Genomic DNA, 20,032 nt, shown 5'->3' with positions numbered 1-20,032 from the left:
GTTAGTCAGGTCAAGTTAGTCAGAACAGGATACGTGGTTACGTTGTCACTATCAAGTATATATTAATATATATTAGTATATATTAGGTTAAATCATAGTTATGTGAAAGGTCAGGTAGGACAGGCGGCAGCAGGGCAGATCTGGATCAGGCCGGATGTTATGGGGTAGGATAGATGGAAAGTAGAAGCGGGGAAAGGTAGGTTTTAGTATTCCTACATATGGCGAGAACCTACATACCTACTCTATCGAGGATAGCGAAAAGGGGAGGCGTAGCCTCAACTTGAAGTATTCCGGCACATGGAAGATAAAAAAACAGCATCAGGAATACAAAAGAAACGTAACACACTGTTATATATAGGTATTTTGTTATATTCCGGTTTTTCCAAACATTCCAGCCAGAAATCACACCACATATACAAATCGCACTGTTTCAAAGTATTCCAAGCCGTGGAATGTTATTTTTGCTGTTTTGGAATATAAAAACGACGCAAACCCTTGATATATAAGGCTTTTTTGTTTTATTCCACACATTCCAAATATTCCAAAAATATAACACACATACATATATATAAAATAGATCGATCCCTGTCTTTTGCATGTGTAGATGTAGAGGTAGGGTGACACAAGGTAGGGTAGGAGCAATAGACCCTTATTTTCTACAAGTAGGAGTAGGCTAGCCTACTCCTACTTGTAGAAAATAAGGGTCTATTGCTCCTACCCTACCTTGTGTCACCCTACCTCTACATCTACACATGCAAAAGACAGGGATCGATCTATTTTATATATATGTATGTGTGTTATATTTTTGGAATATTTGGAATGTGTGGAATAAAACAAAAAAGCCTTATATATCAAGGGTTTGCGTCGTTTTTATATTCCAAAACAGCAAAAATAACATTCCACGGCTTGGAATACTTTGAAACAGTGCGATTTGTATATGTGGTGTGATTTCTGGCTGGAATGTTTGGAAAAACCGGAATATAACAAAATACCTATATATAACAGTGTGTTACGTTTCTTTTGTATTCCTGATGCTGTTTTTTTATCTTCCATGTGCCGGAATACTTCAAGTTGAGGCTACGCCTCCCCTTTTCGCTATCCTCGATAGAGTAGGTATGTAGGTTCTCGCCATATGTAGGAATACTAAAACCTACCTTTCCCCGCTTCTACTTTCCATCTATCCTACCCCATAACATCCGGCCTGATCCAGATCTGCCCTGCTGCCGCCTGTCCTACCTGACCTTTCACATAACTATGATTTAACCTAATATATACTAATATATATTAATATATACTTGATAGTGACAACGTAACCACGTATCCTGTTCTGACTAACTTGACCTGACTAACTACAGGAGTTAAGCTTAAAATGTGTTCAATGAGAGGTGATATTATGGAAAAGGTTAACATCTATGATGCTAAAACTAACCTGTCCAAGATCGTTCAAGAGGTCGCCCGGACTGGTGAGCCAGTTGTGATCGCAAAGAACGGTCACGCTCTGGTAAAAGTCATCGCCTACAGAGAAGAGAAGCCTAAGCGCAAGTTAGGTTTCATGCTCAACAAAGGTAGCGTTTCTGATAGCTTCCTTGATAACTTTGATGATATGAACGCTGATGAAATTCAAGATATGTTTGAAGGGAAATATGAGTAATGGATTACCTCTTAGATACCAATATCTTAATATTCATGGGTTATCGTCCTGATCGCTTAAAGCAAGAGGTTGTAGAGCTGTTGGAAGACACCGAAAACCGCCTGTTCTTCTCTGCTGCCAGCGTTTGGGAAGTCGTAATTAAAAGTAGTCTTAACAAGCCCTTTGATGTTGATAATCCAACGCTGTTTAGAGATGGCCTGTTTGAAGCTGGCTTGATTGAGATACCTGTTAAAAGCGAGCATACGCTTGTTGTAGCCGATTTGCCGGAGAAGCTACACAAAGACCCGTTTGACCGTCTTATCGTGGCTCAAGCGAAGCATAACAAGCTTCCTTTGATTACCAGCGATAGCAAGCTGATTGAGTTCGTTAGCGACTACATTACCATCATACCTAACCGATAAAAAAAGCCCCATAACAGGGGCTTTTTATTCAGTCTTCTTTACATTTTTCTTTAATGTGTTCATAAACTGATTTTAACTCTTCTTTTATCTGATGTGCTTTAAACCTTTTACCGTAGTTTTGAATACGATCTAGTTTAGTAATATTTAAACCACCTCTAACACAACATAGATAATAATCATTTGGGTTAATATAATATCCATTAGCTCTCATTTCAGAGACAAGAAATGTCAAAGCTTCACTTTCATCATCAAAACGCTCCGCTACTATATCTTTCATTATTACATTAAAGTTTGTTCTATTCATAATACTTTCCTTTTTTTATGTTTATTAACCTTTCAATACCATCCTATAACATTCAGTCAGAAAGATCGCTTTTAGACGCTTCTATCAATACTTTTGAAAGTGATGGGAATATATATTTATGCTTAGTGTTGTTATAACTCATGGATGTTTTTAAAACAAAACCACCCTTTTTAGACTCAACATACCACCATTTATGTGCTTCTAACTCAGACCTTTCTCTTCTTGAATAACCTAATTCAATCTTATCTTCTGACCATAGATTGATTATCTCTTTAGTGTTGATGTAATATCTAACTTCATCACTTCCGGGTTTTTTCCATTCATTAATAAAACCAGCTTCTTTCATTGCGTTAAAATCTTCACTATTTAAGTTTGACATAATATTCTCCTTTTGTTTTATGTTATATATATTAATTACACCATATTAAAATAATAGTCAAATAAATATATACTTTTATTTTAACTATCCGATAAGCGGTTTAGGTTTCTATTTTTTATTAGTGTTTTTATTTCCTCTTTGTATGCTATTAAAGTCATAATCTCTGTTAAAATCCCCATTGCTATCATTGTTGGAATATTGTTTGTTATCTCAAATAATGATGTTATCCCTAAACTGAACGCCACATTAAAAATTGAAGAAGTTATAATATTGATTGGTTTTTCTGTTTTATTCATTATTAATCTCCTCCACCGCCGCAATCGCCGCCACCATCACAATCTCCACCACTTCCAAAAAATGAGTCTGAGGTTGACGATCCTGAGCTTTTACTATTTCTTTTATGTTCTGTAATAAGTGATTTTTCAACAAGGTAGTTAAACTTATTACACAAAACCATTGCTTCATCTAACATATATTCAGCGTTTCTATAGTTGGATGGTTGTTTTAAATCTTTATCATAGAAAGCCAAAAGCTTTTTTCTTACTGTTTTACATTTGTCATTAAAGTCTTTGCTATACCCTTTTGAAAGCATAGCCCTACTTAATACATGTGAGGCTTTATCAATCTTTATCTTTAAAACCAATACCTTTATTTCTATCAAAAAACCTATTAAAAAGTTAATCATGTTATATTCTCCTTACCATAGCCCCTTGCGGGGCTGTGTTAGATATTAGCTGTTTATATAATCGTTAAAATCTACAGTGTAAAAACATTCGATATTATAATACTTTTCAAAGTTATAGATTAAATAGCAACCTTTATGATAATCAGAAGCGGCGTCTACTATTTTTCCAATGATCTTTTTATTTCCAGTTTTTTTAAACATTTCATTGCTTAACATCCAATCCGCAACATTTCTTATTTCGTCTTCTATTTTTACCGAAGCGTCTAAACTATTTAATGAAATGAATTTTAAAATAGCTGCGTCAGTGATTTCTATGTATTTAATTTTTTTCATATTACTTCTCCTTTTGTTTGTTTATATATAATTAATACAACATTTAAAATAATAGTCAAATAAATATATACTTTTATTTTAAACAACCAGATAAACGGTTTAATTAATCCGGTGTATATATCCTTGATTATTAATTTAACTCAATAAAAAATCCCCATTGCGGGGATTACATGGTTTCATTGAATATATTGAATGCTTTATCAAGAACACTTAGATAGTATTTTGGTCTTCTGAATGTATTTACTTCTTCAAAGAAAATAACTTTTTCAGCGAGAATTATTTTAGAGTTCATTGATTGATTGAACATTTCTTTGTTTTCATCATCTCTTATAAACACACACACAATCTTTTTGTGTGATTTTCCCTTTGACTGAGTTCCAAGCATTACAAGATAAACAAGGCTTTTACCATCACCAAGAGGCTTTGCTGTCTCTGAGAAGCTTTCAAACTCCTTGATAAGCTCTTCTACCTTCTCTTTATAGGTATAGCCTAAATCCTTGTTTAACCTTCTTAGCTCTGCGAACATATCATTTAGATAGTTTCTTATTACGAAAGTCTTATTTCCCTCTGTTCTAATCCTCTTTAACTCAATAAAATAGTTTCTGTTGTTTTCTATGAATTCCTGATGCTCCTGAAAATCGGGGTTTAATAACCCCGCCTCATATAGCAAGTTTATGAACTCTTCAAAGTAAATGACTTCATCTTTATCAAGATTTAAATCAATCATGGATTTGAAAATCTTTTGTGCTGTTGTTGTTTCTATTAGTTTGCTCATTAGTTATCTCCCCCCTCTCTTCTTATTACCTCTTTTACAGCTTCTTCTATACAGTCAAAGAAGCTTTCAACCGCATCATCCAATCTGTTAAACATAACCAGCTCATTACCTACAGAAGCTTCGTAGCGTCCTGCTCCTATGTCTGTTCTTATGCTAATCTCATAGACACCACCGCAAAACTCAGCACATACATAGCCTCTTTCTGTTGATAATGTTATATCCAGATCTTGAGCGTTTATATCCTGATAAACAATACTTAACATTAATGCCTTTACTTCTATTAACGTTATAAGTTTTTCAATATCACTAAAAGAATTTTTTTGAACTTCAATGTTATCAAGTTCATCCACCTCAAGAAAACCACTTTCATTAAATGTTAACGGTTCATTTTTTCCACAACTTATTGGAATGTATTTTATATTCATAACTATTCTCCTATGTTTTATGTTATATATAATAAATACTATATTTAAAATAATAGTCAAATAAATATATACTTTTATTTTAAAATAAAGGATGAATGGAGTAGTTAACCCGAAGTGTATTTAAAAACCTGCTTATTTTTATTTAACAAAGTATTGTGATTAAAAATATTTATCTCTTTAATATCTACATTTTCTTTAAAAGCAATTGGAGCCATGACTTGAATGATTGCCATTTTTACCATAAGAGGATCTATGTCATTCAGATTTAGTGTTGTATCAAGATACCTTCCATTCTTCTGATGTAGTTCTTTCAGTGTCGATAGCACTATAGAGCCAGCACCACAGCATTCTTCATTGATTTTCGCTGTATCAGCCTTTGAGCGCATACCAATAGATGTTATGAGACTGCTCACATCGTCAGGTGTCAGGAACTGGCCTAAGCCATCACCGCACTTACCTGTAAGATAGATCTCTTCATACAGCTCTGATAGAACGTCTGTAAACGCCTCTTTCTGCTTGATGATATGAACATACTGGTAAGCGGCATCTGCCGCCTTGCTATACTTCTCTATCTCGTTTTTTGGCATGTTAGCTATGATATTGCCATCAAAGATACTGGACGTAATCTGAAAGGTTTTTTGTTTGGTATGTAGCGCATCACAAACCAGATAAAGGCAAAACCCCGTAAAGAGTTCTATTGCTTTTAAAATACTGGCTGCGTTTAATGCTGTTGAGGGTTTTTTGATTTCCGTGATGAGTTTTGATAAATGCTGTATATTATTCATAATGTTTTCCTTTAGTTATTTATTCCTAAAGTTAACACTATGACAAAAGCATAAATCAAATTTATTTATAAAACAGAAAGCCCCCGAAGGGGCTTAAAGAGAGGGGTGTTATCTTGTGAATACAACTCTATCCGCATAAATGGTTTTGGAGAGAACAATAGTTAATATCAAGAATACAAAAAGAGAAGCTAAACCAACAAACATATTCTCTGAAAAAATCAGAACTAAAAAGCTTAATACCACTGATAGTAAAGCTCCAATTTGACCGAACCATAACGGCGCTTTACCGTATGTAATGCTCGCCCCACATGGTAAGCACACACCTAAGCCGTGTTTAGTTTCATGATCACAAAACGGACAGCGAACAGTTTTATTTTCCATTTTTATTAATCCTTTTTAAACTTTGTGCCTTGATAAATCACGCCGCCGTCTTTGGTCTTCTCAAGCTTAAACGTCCATGAACCAACAACGCTATGTTGAGTTTTAGCTATGTAGGTTGGTTTTTGGCTTTCATCCCACGACTTCACCGGAAAGCTTTCACCCCTGAACTTAATCACATCCTTCTGAACGTCGAGAACAGCGCCGTATTGAGCGTTTTCATACGTTCCATAGATACCATCATCACCACAACCGGAGAGCGCCAGCGTAGCCATAAGAGCCGCTGCTGCTAAAATCTGTTTCTTCATAATGTGTTCCTTACCTGTTCTGATTTGTGTTTGTAACAAGAAATTTCAAAACAAGTTTAAAATGACGTAACCAACAATTAAAATCAAGCGATTAATTGGTTTTATCAATTGATTGAGGATTTTGATAGGTTTTAGCATTCAATGTAAAGAAGTGAATAGACGAATGCTTTTAAAACCCCTTGCGGGGCTTTATGCGGGTTTGGACGTGTTCTTTTTGGATTTTAGTTTGATGTAAAAGGCGTGAACTATAGTCATTAAGACAAACGCAATGACGCAATCAATATAAAAGAAGAAAGATTTAGCTGCTGTCTGAACTGCTTCACCGCCCAAGATACTGGCAATAAACATAGCGAATAAGAAAATAAAACCGATCTTGAATATTCTTTTATACCATATTCCATAAATCTTATGTTCTGACACCCAACGCACAAAACTCCCCATGTTAATGAATATCAATAAATTCACTATAATAACCAATGTTAAAAATATCATATTATTCTCCTGCTCTGCTTATTTTTGTATCAACGCTATTGGTTTTACTCATCACGTCAAAAACTATGTTTGTTAACTCATCCTTCATTGATTCTGCGAATTGTTCTATTTTGGCTTTATCTTTTCCGGCGTATACTCTTTTATCTGTTAAAAGATCAACTTCCCTTTTTACTAAATATTTAGGTTCTGTTCCTCTAACTACTTTATGATTTGATTGTTTTTTATAAATCCTAAAGTGATAGTAGTTTCCATGTTTAATCTGTTTTAACGTGTAGTCATAATCACAATACTGTATTTTATCTATTATCATAACCACCCCTGCTTTTGGTTATCTGAACAACAAATGCTTTATGTCTAAAAGCAAAGTCTCTTAGTTTTTTTGTGATCTCTTCATCATTATTCTCATCAACATCAGTATAAATAATGAATAAATCAGTAGCTGTTAACGTATCTCTCATTTTACTTGATAAGAATAACAAGCTTCCCTGCTCAACAACTTTAATTTTTGCTGTGCTGATCTTTATGTTTGCTTTGTTTCTTTCGATTATATATTTAATACCATCTAAATCTTTTTCGTTATCTACTTCGTATTTGTTAAAGTGAACGCTCAAATTCATAGAGCTTATAATGTGTAAAGATAGTTCTTTACTTTGTGCGTAATCCATAAATATCTCCTTTGTTTGTTATGTATATAAATATAAATAACAAAACTAACCCAATTGTCAAATAATCGGAAGGTGTTTTAGATAAGCGGATTACTTACAGATTTAATCTTTAATGATAAGAGAAGTTAACTCTATTAACTCTTCATCATCCAGAAGATGCCTGTAATAAATATTGTTATAAAATGACTGGATAGCTTTTACGGAAATGTTTTTTTGATAACTGATAATCAGGCGGATGATAAGAATTGAGGGTTTGTTATATCCAGATCTGAACGTATCAAAGTATTCAAGTAAGTAGTCATGTTTCACCTGTTTGAAATCTAAACTACTTTCAGAACACTGCTTGAAAACTGATAATATCTCTTCTGATGTTCCCTTTTTAACAGTGTAATAGAGCTTTTCAGCAAGCCTTTTTTTATATAGCTCTTGCTGTTTCTGTTCATCAAGAAAATCTTTCAAGCTTTTGTATTTGAGCATGAGATACACACATAAGGACTTAACTTAACCAACATACCATGTGTTGAGTCGATTTTCTACAGGATAGAGCTACAGAACGGGCAAGACAAAGGGGCTTACAGCCCCTTGCATCACCATTCTCTCACCGTGTCTATCAACTCTCTTATCATCAACCCTGTCATCATCACAAGGATAACAGGAAGGTAGATAATCATACCTAAGATCATTACAATAACACCTCCTGACATAGCAGCATTCTCTAAATGATTTTCGATATTAAATCTCTTCCTTAAAGACTGTTTCTTTTCTGTCTCTTCATCTTCTTTTGATAAGGATATTGTGATAGTCGAGTCATCTAATGAAATTTCATCATCTTTTCTTGTTGTTCCATTCCAGTTATTATTACTTGTCATGATCACCCTCTTTAATGATGCTTTGAATATGATAAATATCAGACAAAAGCCATTCATTTTCTTTCCGAGCACATTCAAGCTTATCTTTTAATTCACTTATAATGTGTTCATACTCCATTCTCATATATTCCTTTTCCTCTTCTAAAATTTTTAATCTACCAACTAACTCTTTCTCGTTTTTTGTTTTAAGTTCTAAGATCTGGTCTATAACTTGACGTTCTATTGTTTTCTCACTCATAGTAATTTCCTTATATTGCATTATAAAAAAGGGGATTGCTCCCCAATGGTTGTTTTATTATATTTTTAACTCTTCTATTTCATCTTCAAGAGCACTGATTTTCAAATCACGTTTAACTAACAAAAATGATAGGATCTCTATTCTCTCTTTAAGTTTTTCAATCTCTTTATCTTTGGATTTTGCTTCTAAAGTTATTTCAGCTATGGTTTTAATCTTTTCATCAATCACACTGATTAAATCATCATGGCTATGTCTTTTATTGTTTTCTACAATCCCAAAGAGTTCTTCAATTATACTGTTCTCATTCATAATGTTTTCCTTTTGTTTTATGTTATATTAAATAGATACCTCTTTTAAAATATTAGTCAAATAAATAAATACTTTTATTTTAAATATGCTTCATTATCTGGATTAAAGGGCTATGTAAGCCCTTTAATTAATAAAATCAAGCAAGTCATTTCACTCTCTAAATACTCACGATTAATCGTTATGGATTTTATTAGCTTCAAGCATTTCTAAAACTTGTGTGCAAGCATCTAAATCATCAGAAACAGAGTTAATGATTAAAGAGTTATTAATGATAAATAGATCTTCTTCTAAAAGAAATTCTTTTAACTCTTCTTCTGTATCAAAATGGATTGCTTCATATTCATGATTTTTTCCATTAAAGTTAGTTAGGATATTTTCACAAAAAACATCTGTTTCTAATAAATCTATAACGTCATTTAGATATGCTTCTATATCCTCTAAAACATCATAAACATCTATATCAACTTTATGAGATTGAAACTCAGCTAAATCTTCATACTTTGCTAAACTCTCATCATCAAGTTTAATTATTCCTTCATAAATGTATTTTGCTAACATATTAGTTGTTATAGTTGCTATTTTTAGTTCTTTGTTGTCTTTCATATTACTTATCCTTTTTTATGTTATGTTTAATAGATACCACCTTGAAAATACATTTCATTTTCTTAAATACAGGGCTATGTAAGCCCCTTATTTAATCAAGCCAATATAAAACACTCTCAATGTCTTTTTTCTTTAATGTCTTATACATGTTATCGAGTAAACAGTAATAAACAGCGGAATACGTATTACTTAAAGCCTCAATATCTCCATATTTATTACTCATATCACTATTAAAGCACAGGTTAACAGCATACTTTAATACAGCTTTATTTATTCTGTTTTCTTCCAGTTGATTATAGGTAAACAGCAACTTATTACCCTCAAATGAAAAGAAAGGAACACGTTCTATCTGTGGATAATCCGTGTTTGATACATATTCAGGCATCATTAATGTTTTACTATGTTCATAACCTTCTACGTTCTCTTTTGCGAACTCTTCGAAATCACTTCTCACTACGTTCATGTATTCCATATATCACCTCTTATTTTTGATTAAAATAACTATTATCTTCATTAACGATACCAAGACGGCGCTCAATCATCATCATTGATAAACACATATCAGCAACCATCAAGACCTTTTCGTAATGTTCCTTATTCTCACACTTACGTCTATCAATAAGTAGCCTGTTTATTTTTGGGACTTCTGCTAAACATTTAGCGAAAAGCTCTGGTGAATGTTCATGAAATGGTGCTGACATCATACATTCTAAAGTTATATAGTTATTTCCCATATTGCTTGTATGAAAATCTATTGGTCTAAACTTCTTTCTCATTTTTATTTCCTCATATCTATTTTAAATTTCATCGAGATTTACCCAGTTCCAAAAATACATTCCTAAATGACGAGGCCATTTCCCATCATCTCGTTCTGTTTCATCTTCATAATACACCACCACATCATCATCAACGAAAGTGCTTAAAGATTCGTGATGTTCACAACACCAAGAATTAATTGAGTTCAATGATACATAACTACAAAACGTTTCAGCAATGTCTTCAACGATATCATATTGTTCATTTAAAGTGACATACTGATGAGTTTCAAAGAAAATATCGAACCATTCTTTTCTATATCTTTTTACCTGCATAAAATGTTCGTCATTTTCAAGATGATCTTTTATAACGACATTAACATCATGCTTTTTTGCAAGCTCTATTAAGTTATTTATATCACTAACCCAAGCTTTGAGTTTTTCATGATTTTTTTTCTTAATCTGAATACTTACTACATTCAATGCTGTATAACTCATTTTTTCTTCCTCTTTTGTTTATTTATTAAAGTTAACACTATGATAAAAACATAAATCAAATATTTTTTTATTAAGCGGCTTTACCCATGTTTTTATTATTCCAAATAATCAGTAAATCTTTCGCCTTTACTGCTTCATGTCCGTTTCCCGTTTTCTTTTTTCTTCCTGCGGTGTAGGTAATGTCAAAACGCAATACAGAAGCATCTGAGGCGTTTTCTTCAAAGAAGCTATCATTGGCTTCTCTGTTAGCTAACCACACGACACAGCCCCGCTCCTGAAGCTGGCGACACCATTCAATAAGCTGTTTATGGTCTTCATCAGTGAACGCATGGCCATAATCGGCGTAGCTATCCCTGTAAGGCGGATCACAGTAGACAAAAGCCCCTACAGGAACATCGAGATCAGCATACGAACCGCAATGGATAGACGTTGCCTGTAAAGCGTTATGCCACTCATTCAGGAGTGAGTAATCAAAGAGACTGCCCTTATGGTTAAGCAACCCTGCGCCTGTTCCGTAGCGGCCTGTCTTCTTGTTTACCTGCCATATCCCGTTAAAGCCGGTGCTCATCAAAAAGAACAGCAAAGCCGATGCCCGGACACTACCAATCTGTTCTTTCCAATACTGTTCTCTACGTTGATAGAAACGGTAGTTCCTGACTTCATGAGAGCGTATAGACAGATATGCCGCTTCCAGCTCCTGCAGCTCGATACAGAACGCTTCAAAATCGTGTTTGATGGTATTGAGTAGACTTACCAGTTCAGGGTTAATGTCGTTGATGATTGTGGGGATCTGGTTGTATGTAGACTTAACAGACGCAAAGAGAGCGCCAGCTCCAAAGAACGGCTCTACGTATGCGCTTACGCTGTTCAAATCTGGTAAATGTGGATTGTAGCTTTTGAGTAGCTTAGATTTGCCGCCAGCCCAACGGTAAAGGGGCTTTAGTGGCTTTAGGCTTGAAGATGGGGTGTTTTGGATAGATACAGTCATAAACCAACCTCTATAGATAGATCAGCTCCATGAGTTCATGGAACAGGCCGGAACCATTCCGGCGGTTGGTGCATCATCATCTATCGAAAGATGGAGGCTTAAAGCCTGAACCTACATGATGCGTAAAGCATATGACTGCTTTGATTTGGTAATTGTCTACAGAACGCTTATGACGATCAACACTTTTTTTGAAGAAAATGAAAAATATTTTTCAACTGCTATTGACGGAAGGAAGGTAATTGATTACTTAATTAATACGTAAATATTAATACCCAATTTCTATTTATTGTAAGTTTTGACATCATATAAGTATCACTTTTAGAAAAAGGCACTCTCAATGAGTGCCTTTTCTTTTCTGTATTTCATTAATCAGACTTTGCTCATACCGCATTATATAGGAAAGAAACTTTTCATTCTCATCTTTGATTATTATTTCATACGTGGATTTGTATTTGCTATTTTTCTTTTGGGGATCTGCTCCATTCAAAAGAAGATGGATATAAAACTTAATGTTATTAATTGAGTAAGCTATTTCTAATGGTAGTCTTCCATTGATTGGGGTATTAACATCTTTGAACAATCCCACTACTAAGCAGAACAAATTATAGTATTGGTGGTTTTCATTTTCTGACTTTGAAAAAACAGACAAAAGACACCAAGATAAAATATTCATATTAGTGTCTAATTGGTGCTTAGTGAGGTAATCATAAAATAGTGAAGTTTGATTTCTGTCTATATATGATTTTAACGTATCTAAAGAAAACTCATCCATGTTATTTCTCTGCTGATAGTAATACTCTTGACATTGAAGAAGCATTTTGAAGATCAAGTAGTGTTATCTGGTCTGCCGCTTTTCTGCCTTGATTGTCTTTTATTGATACATCGCCTCCTGCGGAGATAAAGAACTTAACAGCCTCAGTATTCCCCATGAGAACGGCATAGAACAGAACTGTTTTACCAGCTTTATCCTGCTTGTTAATGTCAAAGTATTTGGTAAGCATTCTTGCTACTTCATAGCTTTTATATTGTTTTGTAAGTAGAACAACATGAAAAATATTGGCTACTTCATCAATATAAAAATCTTCTTCAAGAACGTGGTTTTCATTAATGAATTTTTCAATTTCAATTGTGTTTTTGGTTTTTAATATATCTGTTAATGTTTTCATGATTTTTCCTTTTTCTTTTCAATTGGGTGATAATTATAAATTAAAATAAAAACAAAATATGTCAATGCCAGAAAAGAAAAAACCCGCCAGAAGCGGGTTAAACTAAAGAGGTAGTCCGGTTATTTCTTTACGCTACTTGTAGCATCTGCTTTTTTTGTTCAAGTGCGTTCCTGATCATTTCTTTAAGCTTATTCATAAAGCTTTGGTATTCTTCTTTATCCGCAGGCTTGATTTTAGTGTCGTGGCGATCTCCATTCTTGTTTTTGAGGAATGGACTACAACCTAACTTGATAAGTGCTTTAATCATTTCAATGTCGGATGTTTTAAACAATGCTGTTTCACCATCGTTGTTTAAATGGTTAATATTTGCGCCTTGTGAAATCAAAAATTTGATAACAGCGATGTTTTTGTTATAGAAGATAGCTGTTTCACCTTTCTTATTGGTAAAGTTAACATCAGCGCCGTGAGCTACTAATGCCTTTGCTACTTCTAAGTTTTCAGCTAAAGCTAAAGGGAATACACTACCCATAAGGCCGTTTACATCAGCTCCGGCCTTTACCAATATATCTACATCTTCGGCTGTTTCAGCAAACAGCAACTCTCTTTTAATATCTAAATCAAGCATAAACCACCTCTTATAGTTTAAATTATTTATAATAAATATATATACTATTTTTTTAATAAAATCAAATTTTACACGCTTAATATAAAATATTTAGCGCATATATTTGAAAAATATCGAGTAAAATAAAATTGATTATTCCATGAATAGAGTGTATATTGAAGTTCTATTCATAATGTGTTTTCTATTTTGGAAAACGACTATTTAATAAAGTTTAAGGGGCTGCTTTCGCAACCCCTTTTTTTTATGTTCTATCAAAGTAAGCGGAATAATCTTCTTCGTATTGAGCGGAAGCTTCAAGTATTTTGTTTATGTTAAACTCACTATCAGCATTGTTTTGATTAAGAATTTCGGTTTGTCCTTCTGTTTTCTCACTATCGTTCACAAGAATAGAATTCTTTGTAGTGATCATGTCAGAACGTAGCTCATCAATAGGCTTCAACGTAAGGCGCGTAGTTCTTGAACTTGATAAGCCCAAATCCTTAACTTTGTTCGGTGTAAATCTTGCGTCAGGCTCAACCATTCCTAATTTTTCAAGAGATTGGCAAAGCTCGTTAAAATCAAGTTGAGCATGTTGTTTGAGGTGTTTGATACCCATAGCATTGAAAACTATTGTTCCTTCAAAATCATCAGAGTGTTCCATGACTCTATTGATCTTAACTTCCGCTAAAACCGAACCTCTGTGAGTCGCATTGTTAGTAAGCGTCTGAGCCGCTTTTTTCTGCGTCCTACTGATACTTTCGTTTATATCATCAGATTGTTCAGCATAAGCAAACTTACTCCAAGAAATCATGCCTTTGTTAGCATTAATCCACTCATAAAGACGCTCAAGATGAGAAATGTATTTATAATCAGCATAATCAATTTGTTCGTTAATATCCTGAGCATATTTATTTTTATAAATATTTATTGCTTCATGAGTTAACATAGCACTTTCTTTGCCTAAAACACTTTCCATAATTTCAGCACCAAGCATGATAAGAGCTAAAGTATGCGCTGAACGACGGTTCTTTTTGAAATATCTTAACTCTTCTGTAGTTAATAACTCAGATTCAAAATCAGCAAGTTTTTGCTCAAGTTCATCAGCGTTTTTTGTTATATATGCGATAATTTCATCATATATATGACCATAGTTCTCTGAAAGCTTAGACATCCACTGAGAAACTTTACCTCCATCATTCTTGTCAGGGAAGAAGATATGAAGGTCAGGATCATGAATATCTATTTCAATAAGACGAGTTAAAATAGCCGACTCTTTGCCATCACCTTTAACACTTTGTCTTAGTGATTGGTTGGAAGTCGTAAAGAACATACCGTTCCAAACGTTAGGTTGTTTAAAAGTGTTATCTTTATCGAAAATAACTCTACCACCGCCGTTAGTAAGGCGCATTATCCTTTGTGGTAAGTCATTTGTTCTAAGTAGCTCGTCAATCTCATCAAGAAAAACAGGGCCATGATTATAAGCAGTAGCAAAGTTTTCAACGCCAACTTCTGAACTTATAGCTTCAATAATCATACGGCCTTTAGCTGGAGAACCTTCTGTAGCCGCACATATTTTAAGAGTTGTAGATTTACCCTTTTCACCTTCACCCGTGTAGTTAACAATCGGGCAAAACTCATCTGAAATACAAATACGGCCTTTTGTGTATGACGCATATGTGCCAGCTAAGAAAATACGAACTGCCGGAGAGTGTTTAATTATCTCTCTTGTAGTTTCCTTCTGGATTTCAGGATCACCTTTCTTTTCACTCTGAGTAGCAACCTTGCCGACATACAGATCATGCTTAGAGCGGATATGAAGGTCAGGAGTCACCCAGCCTCTTTGTGTGTAGCCTGTCATGCGCTTGATGAAAGCAGGATAGACTTTACCATTTGGCCTTACATGAGGCTCATAGCCAGCTTGTGCGGCCTCCATGAAAGCTTTATACACTTCTGAACGATCAGAACCCGCAGGAGGCGTCCAATCGTTCAAGGTAAGACGTGATTTAGAGCTGGTAAACTCTGCTCGATCCGATGAAGAAAGAGCAACTTCATTTACTTCTAAATCGTTATTGAGAAATCGAACACCTGTATAACCAGTATTAGCTTCTAAGGTTTTTACGCCTGAACCTTGTTTAGCAGTGGAAAGCTTTAAGTATGGAATAGCAAAATAGTTGTGAATTTGCTTCCAGTAAGGATTACCATCTTTTGGGTAAATCCTTTTAAAGAAGCCTTTAGGATGAATAGCGTAGTTATTTGAAGCATAGAAAGCTTCATCAGTAATACGCTCGTCGTATAATTTAGCATTATCGAAAGCATCAATTTCAGGATGCGTTAAAGTTGTATCTTCATCAGATTGTTGTTCTTCATCATCTAATGACAAATCCATATTATCAAGAAGCTTTTCAGCTTCCATTTCTGTATTTTCTCTATTCATAATCTCACCTATTATAATATTTTTATGTATGTATTTTTGGTGTGTTATCACACTCTTTTACTGTTATACCATTTTTTCTAGAAAATTCAATACTTAACACGTCAAATTGTATATCACATAGATAAGTGTGTGTTTTTAACGAGTATTTGACTTATCCAGTTGTCGATCATTTGAAGATGATATTTTTTATTTATGTTATCCATCTTTCTTGCGTCGTCTTTAAGTTCTCTAATAACATCCTTGATTATTACTTGTTGTAAATCTCTTTCATGGAAAGAGTTTGAAACTAAAACATTTAACCTACACATAATAGCTTCTTTAAAGAAATAATAAATAAAACTATCATATGATGATTCTGGCCTGATAAATTTAAAATCTCTTATATCTTTAGCAAAATAATCAACAAAAGAAACAATGCTTTCTGATATTAAATCTTCTTTGCCGTAAATCCAAAAACTGTTATTCCCTTTTTCTACAACTAAGTTTTCATTAAGATGGTAGCGCGTTTTTAACTTTTCAAAAGTTTCATGAGGTCTAATAGCGTTCCAGACAATACCCAAGAGAACCAAATCACTTTCTAATGATAAAGCTTTTTCCTCTCCTGATATTTCAACTTCTTCCTGAACTTCATCAGGCTCATTATCTAAACTCTGCTTTTGCCTTAATAAATCACTAACTGACTTTGATAATCCCATATGCGTAATCTCCTTGAGGTAAGAAAAACAGGGGGCGTTAACCCCCTCAATGTTTTATTTTTTAGTTGGTTTATTTTTATTGCTGTTATCAGCTCTATTCTTTTTTTCTATATCTTTTCTTATTGCTTCTTCTAAAGCTTGCTTATCAATTTTAAGCTGTTCATTTTCTGATTTTAATGTAGAGTTTTCTTCCTTCTCTTTATCATAATCAGCTTTTAGCTTATCATTTTCAATTTTAAGGCTATTATAAGAGTTGATATGTTCGTCAACCTTTTTAATAAGATCTTTATTGCTTTCAGTAAGAAGTTTAATAGCTTCATCAGCTTCAATCTTCTCTTCTTTCAAATCTTTTATGGTTTGTTCAAATGAAGCTTTCTCTTCATCACGTTTTTCAAGCTCTTCTTTGTGCTTACGTTCTATATCAATAATAGCTTGTTTAGCTTTTGCTAATTCAATCTCAAGCTGTTCTTTATCGAATTTGAAACCATCCCTTTCTTCTGTGATACTTACAACAGCATCTTTAAGATTGGTAATCTCGCTATTTAATCCGCTAACAATAGAAGCCTGTTGAGTTTTAAGCGTTTCAATCTCGTTTTCATGCTCAATATTAAGCTTTTTAATAGCGTTTTCATGAGTGGTTTCCAACAACTCAATTTCATTTGTGTGTTCAAGATCTTGTTGAAGTAGTTGTTGATTGAGGCTTTCAACGACTTCTCTATGTTTTTCAATGGTAGCTGTATGAGTTTGTTCTAACTCATCATACTGCTCACCAAGAGCTTTATACTCATCAGAAAGAGCATTAAACGCTTCTGTTTTTTCTGCTAACTCTTCACTTGTCTTTTTGGCCTTTTCTTCAAACTGGCTTCTAAGCTTCGCTTCTTCTTCAAGTGATTGCTTAGTGTTGGTCAGCTCTGTAGTAAGTTCCTGATTAACACGTTTTTCTTGATGAAGAGCTATAACAGCTTCACGAGCCTTTTCAAAGCCTTGTATCTCATTGTTTTCTTTAATAGCTTTAGCGGCGTATTCAGCAGCAAGTTTTTGTTTTTGCTTGATAAGAGCATCTATTTCATTTATTTCATTTTGAACAACAGCATCTTCAATAAGTTCTTTTGGAATTTGCTCTTGATTTTTAATAGACTCTTCTTTAGCTTTTTCTCTTGCTGTAGTGTATAAATCATCAAGATATTCTTTATTATTTGTATCAATAACCTCTTGTGCTTTGATTTCTTCTGGAGAAAGCATTTTACCTTTAGATAAGTAAATGTTATCTAAAAGAGGTAAACCAGCGGCTTTAAGATTGTCATTGATATTTTTAAGAACCTGCGTTCTTACAAAGTTATCTTTTAATGAAAGACTTGCTGTTATTCTTCTTGCGTCAGGATTTAACTGATTTATGATTACTTCACCAGTATTTGGGTTGTATTCATAGTTTTTATCAGTAATGGTATGCGTATGCCTAAATATATGAGAGTGAGTTTTAGTTTTTTGGTCGCTATGAACACCCCAAGCAAAAACACTGTTTTTACCAATAACAGGCATATATTGCTTTGATTTTCCCGGCCCCTGATCTTTTACATAAATAAAATTAGGGTTAGCCATACTGTCAGTGATTATGTCATGTGCTAAAACCTGATCTTCTGCTCTAAAACCTGATAAATCAATAAATAGCTGTTCCCACTCATTCCCCCTGCCTCCAATATCACCAAAAAGAGCTTTTGGATCTTTATTAGTGCTTAGTTCTGAAAGAGGTCTTTGAATGGTATTCAAATACTGTTTTGACATTATCCCACGGTCAATTGTAGCTTCAATTTTTTTAAGAAGCTCTAAACCGTTTTCAGCTTTAATAACTATATCAAGTTCACTATCTTTATACGTAGCGCCGTTGATGGTTGGCTCTAATGGACTTGTTTTACCGCCATTAATGCCCTGAGCATCACGCATTCCGTCTTTATCTAATACTGCTAATATTTTTGCTCCACTCATAATGTATCTCCTATGTATTTTTTGAATGTAGATTTTTTTTGTTCTTACTATATTAATCTACCCTACAATCCTACATTTGAAAATATAACGGTAGTCCGTTCATCCTGTTTAATTACGCCTTTTATCAGGATTTCTTTTTCTTAGTAAAATGAATAGATTTATTTTCTCTGATTAACTCATCTGCTTTTAAATCAGCAAGAGCAAGAATAGTATTTGATAAAGCATCATGGGAAAGAAGCTTAAACTTCTCTTCCAGAGCTTTAGGAACACGGAAACCAATTAAGCGGGGTTCATCTTCCGCTACTACTTTAAAGTCGCAACGAACGTATGACGTAGTGAACGGCTGGAGTTCTCCTAAGTCTTCTTCTCGATGCGCCCAGTATGTGCCAGCATTGGGATCGGAAAAGGCCGTTTCCAGAGACAATTTTTCAAAAGTCTCCATATCATCGAGCCATCCGGCAGGTTTTTTAGATTTTTCTTTTTTGTGGTCTGTCATGCTGAAACTCCATCAGATTTCACGAGAAACGATATATATTAATATATATTAATATATATTAACTTTTATTGCGTCGAGCCTCAACACCGGCTTTGATTTTCTGGCCTACAGCTTCCATCAACAACTCAAACTCTTTACGGGCATCAGATACCAGCGGTAAGCCTGTCTTGTCTTCAAAGATGGTGACGCCGTTGTTGTATGAACGAGGATAGGCAACACGCTTTTTGATGTATGGCAAATCGTAGTCATGGCCTGCTGCCCTGTGTTCTTCCTGTAGCTTGATTAACAGGTCGAGCTGTTCTTTGTTCTGGATCTCAACACGATTAGGAACAACGATAAAATCATTGTCTGTCTTACCCTGTTCACGTAGTTCCTGAACGCTCTTGAGCGTAGCACTGTATGAGCTGGCATCAAGGATAGTTGGAATGATTACGAACGGGGCAAGCTGACCATCACCACCGCTATGAATGCCGGGGCTGTGGTCAAATACGAACACATCAACATCTTTAGAGGTTGGCTTACGAGCTACGTTAAACGTTAGTTTTGTTCCGGCCTGTTCTGCGATGCTCGCAAAGAGCAAACTCCCGCCCTGTGGATCGAGGTCTAACAGAGTTGTCTTTTTGCCGTTGTGTCCAAACCAAGAGGAGATAACGATGCTGAAGAGACTTTTCCCAACACCACCTTTTTTATTGTAAATCGAGATAGCAAGCATACACCTACTCCTTTTGTCCTGTTTTACAGTGACTTAAATGTAGTTAGCCGATTGACTAACCATCAATATATATTAATATATATTAGTATATACTACATTTC

The 20,032-nt window shown here is 34.3% G+C and carries 31 protein-coding genes; 2 read left to right on the top strand and 29 right to left on the bottom strand.

Features of this window, described 5'->3' with window-relative positions; all coding sequences use genetic code 11:
* Nucleotides 1-1,393: 1,393 nt before the first annotated feature.
* Both WFM46_RS13810 and WFM46_RS13805 read left to right on the top strand, forming a co-directional pair.
* Nucleotides 1,394-1,651: a type II toxin-antitoxin system Phd/YefM family antitoxin gene (locus WFM46_RS13810; protein ID WP_032625137.1), complete on the top strand. Its 258-nt coding sequence runs from the start codon at nucleotides 1,394-1,396 to the stop codon at nucleotides 1,649-1,651.
* Entirely contained in the window at nucleotides 1,651-2,052 is a 402-nt protein-coding gene (locus tag WFM46_RS13805) for a type II toxin-antitoxin system VapC family toxin (protein WP_032625133.1), read from the top strand. The genes WFM46_RS13810 and WFM46_RS13805 overlap by 1 nt, the downstream gene beginning before the upstream one ends.
* A 28-nt stretch (nucleotides 2,053-2,080) precedes the next feature.
* On the opposite strand, the gene WFM46_RS13800 is transcribed toward WFM46_RS13805, so the two are convergent.
* The 29 genes from WFM46_RS13800 to WFM46_RS13660 all read right to left on the bottom strand — a co-directional run bounded on the left by WFM46_RS13800 (nucleotide 2,081) and on the right by WFM46_RS13660 (nucleotide 19,931).
* Nucleotides 2,081-2,356, bottom strand: a complete 276-nt coding sequence (locus WFM46_RS13800) for a hypothetical protein (protein ID WP_032625131.1) — start codon at nucleotides 2,354-2,356, stop codon at nucleotides 2,081-2,083.
* Nucleotides 2,357-2,408: 52 nt separating this feature from the next.
* Entirely contained in the window at nucleotides 2,409-2,735 is a 327-nt protein-coding gene (locus tag WFM46_RS13795; RefSeq protein WP_032625129.1) for a hypothetical protein, read from the bottom strand.
* An 80-nt stretch (nucleotides 2,736-2,815) separates the two neighbouring features.
* Entirely contained in the window at nucleotides 2,816-3,031 is a 216-nt protein-coding gene (locus WFM46_RS13790; RefSeq protein WP_032625127.1) for a hypothetical protein, read from the bottom strand.
* 2 nt (nucleotides 3,032-3,033) lie between these two features.
* Nucleotides 3,034-3,420: a hypothetical protein gene (locus tag WFM46_RS13785; RefSeq protein WP_032625125.1), complete on the bottom strand. Its 387-nt coding sequence runs from the start codon at nucleotides 3,418-3,420 to the stop codon at nucleotides 3,034-3,036.
* A gap of 45 nt (nucleotides 3,421-3,465) precedes the next feature.
* Nucleotides 3,466-3,753: a hypothetical protein gene (locus WFM46_RS13780; protein ID WP_032625123.1), complete on the bottom strand. Its 288-nt coding sequence runs from the start codon at nucleotides 3,751-3,753 to the stop codon at nucleotides 3,466-3,468.
* 166 nt (nucleotides 3,754-3,919) lie between these two features.
* A complete protein-coding gene (locus tag WFM46_RS13775; RefSeq protein WP_048980195.1) occupies nucleotides 3,920-4,528 on the bottom strand; it encodes a hypothetical protein in 609 nt (202 codons plus the stop codon).
* Nucleotides 4,528-4,953 (bottom strand): hypothetical protein, encoded by a 426-nt coding sequence (locus WFM46_RS13770; RefSeq protein ID WP_048980192.1) that lies wholly within the window; start codon nucleotides 4,951-4,953, stop codon nucleotides 4,528-4,530. Before WFM46_RS13770 ends, WFM46_RS13775 begins: the two co-directional genes overlap by 1 nt.
* Nucleotides 4,954-5,057: 104 nt before the next feature.
* The gene (locus WFM46_RS13765) at nucleotides 5,058-5,738 is read right to left on the bottom strand and encodes an N-6 DNA methylase (RefSeq protein ID WP_048980190.1); all 681 of its coding nucleotides are present in this window, start codon (nucleotides 5,736-5,738) and stop codon (nucleotides 5,058-5,060) included.
* A 108-nt stretch (nucleotides 5,739-5,846) separates the two neighbouring features.
* Complete coding sequence (locus WFM46_RS13760) at nucleotides 5,847-6,119, bottom strand: hypothetical protein (RefSeq protein ID WP_127348268.1); 273 nt, start codon at nucleotides 6,117-6,119, stop codon at nucleotides 5,847-5,849.
* A gap of 5 nt (nucleotides 6,120-6,124) precedes the next feature.
* Nucleotides 6,125-6,424 carry a hypothetical protein gene (locus tag WFM46_RS13755; RefSeq protein ID WP_049043888.1) on the bottom strand — a complete coding sequence of 100 codons (300 nt, stop codon included), beginning with the start codon at nucleotides 6,422-6,424 and terminating at the stop codon, nucleotides 6,125-6,127.
* Nucleotides 6,425-6,917: 493 nt separating this feature from the next.
* Nucleotides 6,918-7,226, bottom strand: coding sequence for a hypothetical protein (locus WFM46_RS13750; protein ID WP_086598726.1), 309 nt, complete (start codon nucleotides 7,224-7,226; stop codon nucleotides 6,918-6,920).
* Complete coding sequence (locus tag WFM46_RS13745; protein WP_032650702.1) at nucleotides 7,213-7,581, bottom strand: hypothetical protein; 369 nt, start codon at nucleotides 7,579-7,581, stop codon at nucleotides 7,213-7,215. Before WFM46_RS13745 ends, WFM46_RS13750 begins: the two co-directional genes overlap by 14 nt.
* A gap of 102 nt (nucleotides 7,582-7,683) precedes the next feature.
* Nucleotides 7,684-8,058: a hypothetical protein gene (locus WFM46_RS13740; RefSeq protein ID WP_088402769.1), complete on the bottom strand. Its 375-nt coding sequence runs from the start codon at nucleotides 8,056-8,058 to the stop codon at nucleotides 7,684-7,686.
* Between the two features lie 110 nt (nucleotides 8,059-8,168).
* On the bottom strand, nucleotides 8,169-8,450 hold the full coding sequence (locus tag WFM46_RS13735) for a hypothetical protein (RefSeq protein WP_032650698.1): 282 nt from the start codon (nucleotides 8,448-8,450) through the stop codon (nucleotides 8,169-8,171).
* Nucleotides 8,440-8,688: a hypothetical protein gene (locus WFM46_RS13730; protein WP_032650696.1), complete on the bottom strand. Its 249-nt coding sequence runs from the start codon at nucleotides 8,686-8,688 to the stop codon at nucleotides 8,440-8,442. The genes WFM46_RS13735 and WFM46_RS13730 overlap by 11 nt, the downstream gene beginning before the upstream one ends.
* 57 nt (nucleotides 8,689-8,745) lie before the next feature.
* The gene (locus WFM46_RS13725) at nucleotides 8,746-8,997 is read right to left on the bottom strand and encodes a hypothetical protein (RefSeq protein WP_032650694.1); all 252 of its coding nucleotides are present in this window, start codon (nucleotides 8,995-8,997) and stop codon (nucleotides 8,746-8,748) included.
* Nucleotides 8,998-9,168: 171 nt separating this feature from the next.
* Entirely contained in the window at nucleotides 9,169-9,600 is a 432-nt protein-coding gene (locus tag WFM46_RS13720; RefSeq protein ID WP_032625088.1) for a hypothetical protein, read from the bottom strand.
* A 91-nt stretch (nucleotides 9,601-9,691) separates the two neighbouring features.
* A complete protein-coding gene (locus WFM46_RS13715) occupies nucleotides 9,692-10,072 on the bottom strand; it encodes a hypothetical protein (RefSeq protein WP_045892671.1) in 381 nt (126 codons plus the stop codon).
* A 10-nt stretch (nucleotides 10,073-10,082) separates the two neighbouring features.
* Complete coding sequence (locus tag WFM46_RS13710; protein WP_058655672.1) at nucleotides 10,083-10,376, bottom strand: hypothetical protein; 294 nt, start codon at nucleotides 10,374-10,376, stop codon at nucleotides 10,083-10,085.
* Between the two features lie 21 nt (nucleotides 10,377-10,397).
* Nucleotides 10,398-10,853 (bottom strand): hypothetical protein, encoded by a 456-nt coding sequence (locus tag WFM46_RS13705; RefSeq protein ID WP_058655671.1) that lies wholly within the window; start codon nucleotides 10,851-10,853, stop codon nucleotides 10,398-10,400.
* 70 nt (nucleotides 10,854-10,923) lie between these two features.
* Nucleotides 10,924-11,841: a DNA adenine methylase gene (locus WFM46_RS13700; RefSeq protein ID WP_049240114.1), complete on the bottom strand. Its 918-nt coding sequence runs from the start codon at nucleotides 11,839-11,841 to the stop codon at nucleotides 10,924-10,926.
* A gap of 334 nt (nucleotides 11,842-12,175) precedes the next feature.
* A complete protein-coding gene (locus WFM46_RS13695; protein WP_045892664.1) occupies nucleotides 12,176-12,613 on the bottom strand; it encodes a hypothetical protein in 438 nt (145 codons plus the stop codon).
* Nucleotide 12,614: 1 nt separating this feature from the next.
* A complete protein-coding gene (locus WFM46_RS13690; protein WP_032650678.1) occupies nucleotides 12,615-13,007 on the bottom strand; it encodes an ankyrin repeat domain-containing protein in 393 nt (130 codons plus the stop codon).
* Nucleotides 13,008-13,134: 127 nt separating this feature from the next.
* Nucleotides 13,135-13,632, bottom strand: a complete 498-nt coding sequence (locus tag WFM46_RS13685) for an ankyrin repeat domain-containing protein (protein ID WP_032625068.1) — start codon at nucleotides 13,630-13,632, stop codon at nucleotides 13,135-13,137.
* Nucleotides 13,633-13,873: 241 nt separating this feature from the next.
* Nucleotides 13,874-16,045: a DUF927 domain-containing protein gene (locus WFM46_RS13680; protein ID WP_080394384.1), complete on the bottom strand. Its 2,172-nt coding sequence runs from the start codon at nucleotides 16,043-16,045 to the stop codon at nucleotides 13,874-13,876.
* 113 nt (nucleotides 16,046-16,158) lie between these two features.
* Nucleotides 16,159-16,740, bottom strand: coding sequence for a hypothetical protein (locus WFM46_RS13675; protein ID WP_032650671.1), 582 nt, complete (start codon nucleotides 16,738-16,740; stop codon nucleotides 16,159-16,161).
* A 54-nt stretch (nucleotides 16,741-16,794) separates the two neighbouring features.
* On the bottom strand, nucleotides 16,795-18,723 hold the full coding sequence (locus WFM46_RS13670) for a hypothetical protein (protein WP_103244809.1): 1,929 nt from the start codon (nucleotides 18,721-18,723) through the stop codon (nucleotides 16,795-16,797).
* A gap of 124 nt (nucleotides 18,724-18,847) precedes the next feature.
* A complete protein-coding gene (locus WFM46_RS13665) occupies nucleotides 18,848-19,219 on the bottom strand; it encodes a hypothetical protein (protein WP_032625058.1) in 372 nt (123 codons plus the stop codon).
* 58 nt (nucleotides 19,220-19,277) lie between these two features.
* Nucleotides 19,278-19,931: a ParA family protein gene (locus tag WFM46_RS13660; protein ID WP_045892653.1), complete on the bottom strand. Its 654-nt coding sequence runs from the start codon at nucleotides 19,929-19,931 to the stop codon at nucleotides 19,278-19,280.
* Nucleotides 19,932-20,032: the final 101 nt, after the last annotated feature.

Source organism: Leclercia sp. M50, from assembly GCF_037150775.1.
In the GTDB taxonomy this organism is placed as follows: domain Bacteria; phylum Pseudomonadota; class Gammaproteobacteria; order Enterobacterales; family Enterobacteriaceae; genus Enterobacter.
This window is presented reverse-complemented; position numbering and strand designations above follow the sequence as displayed.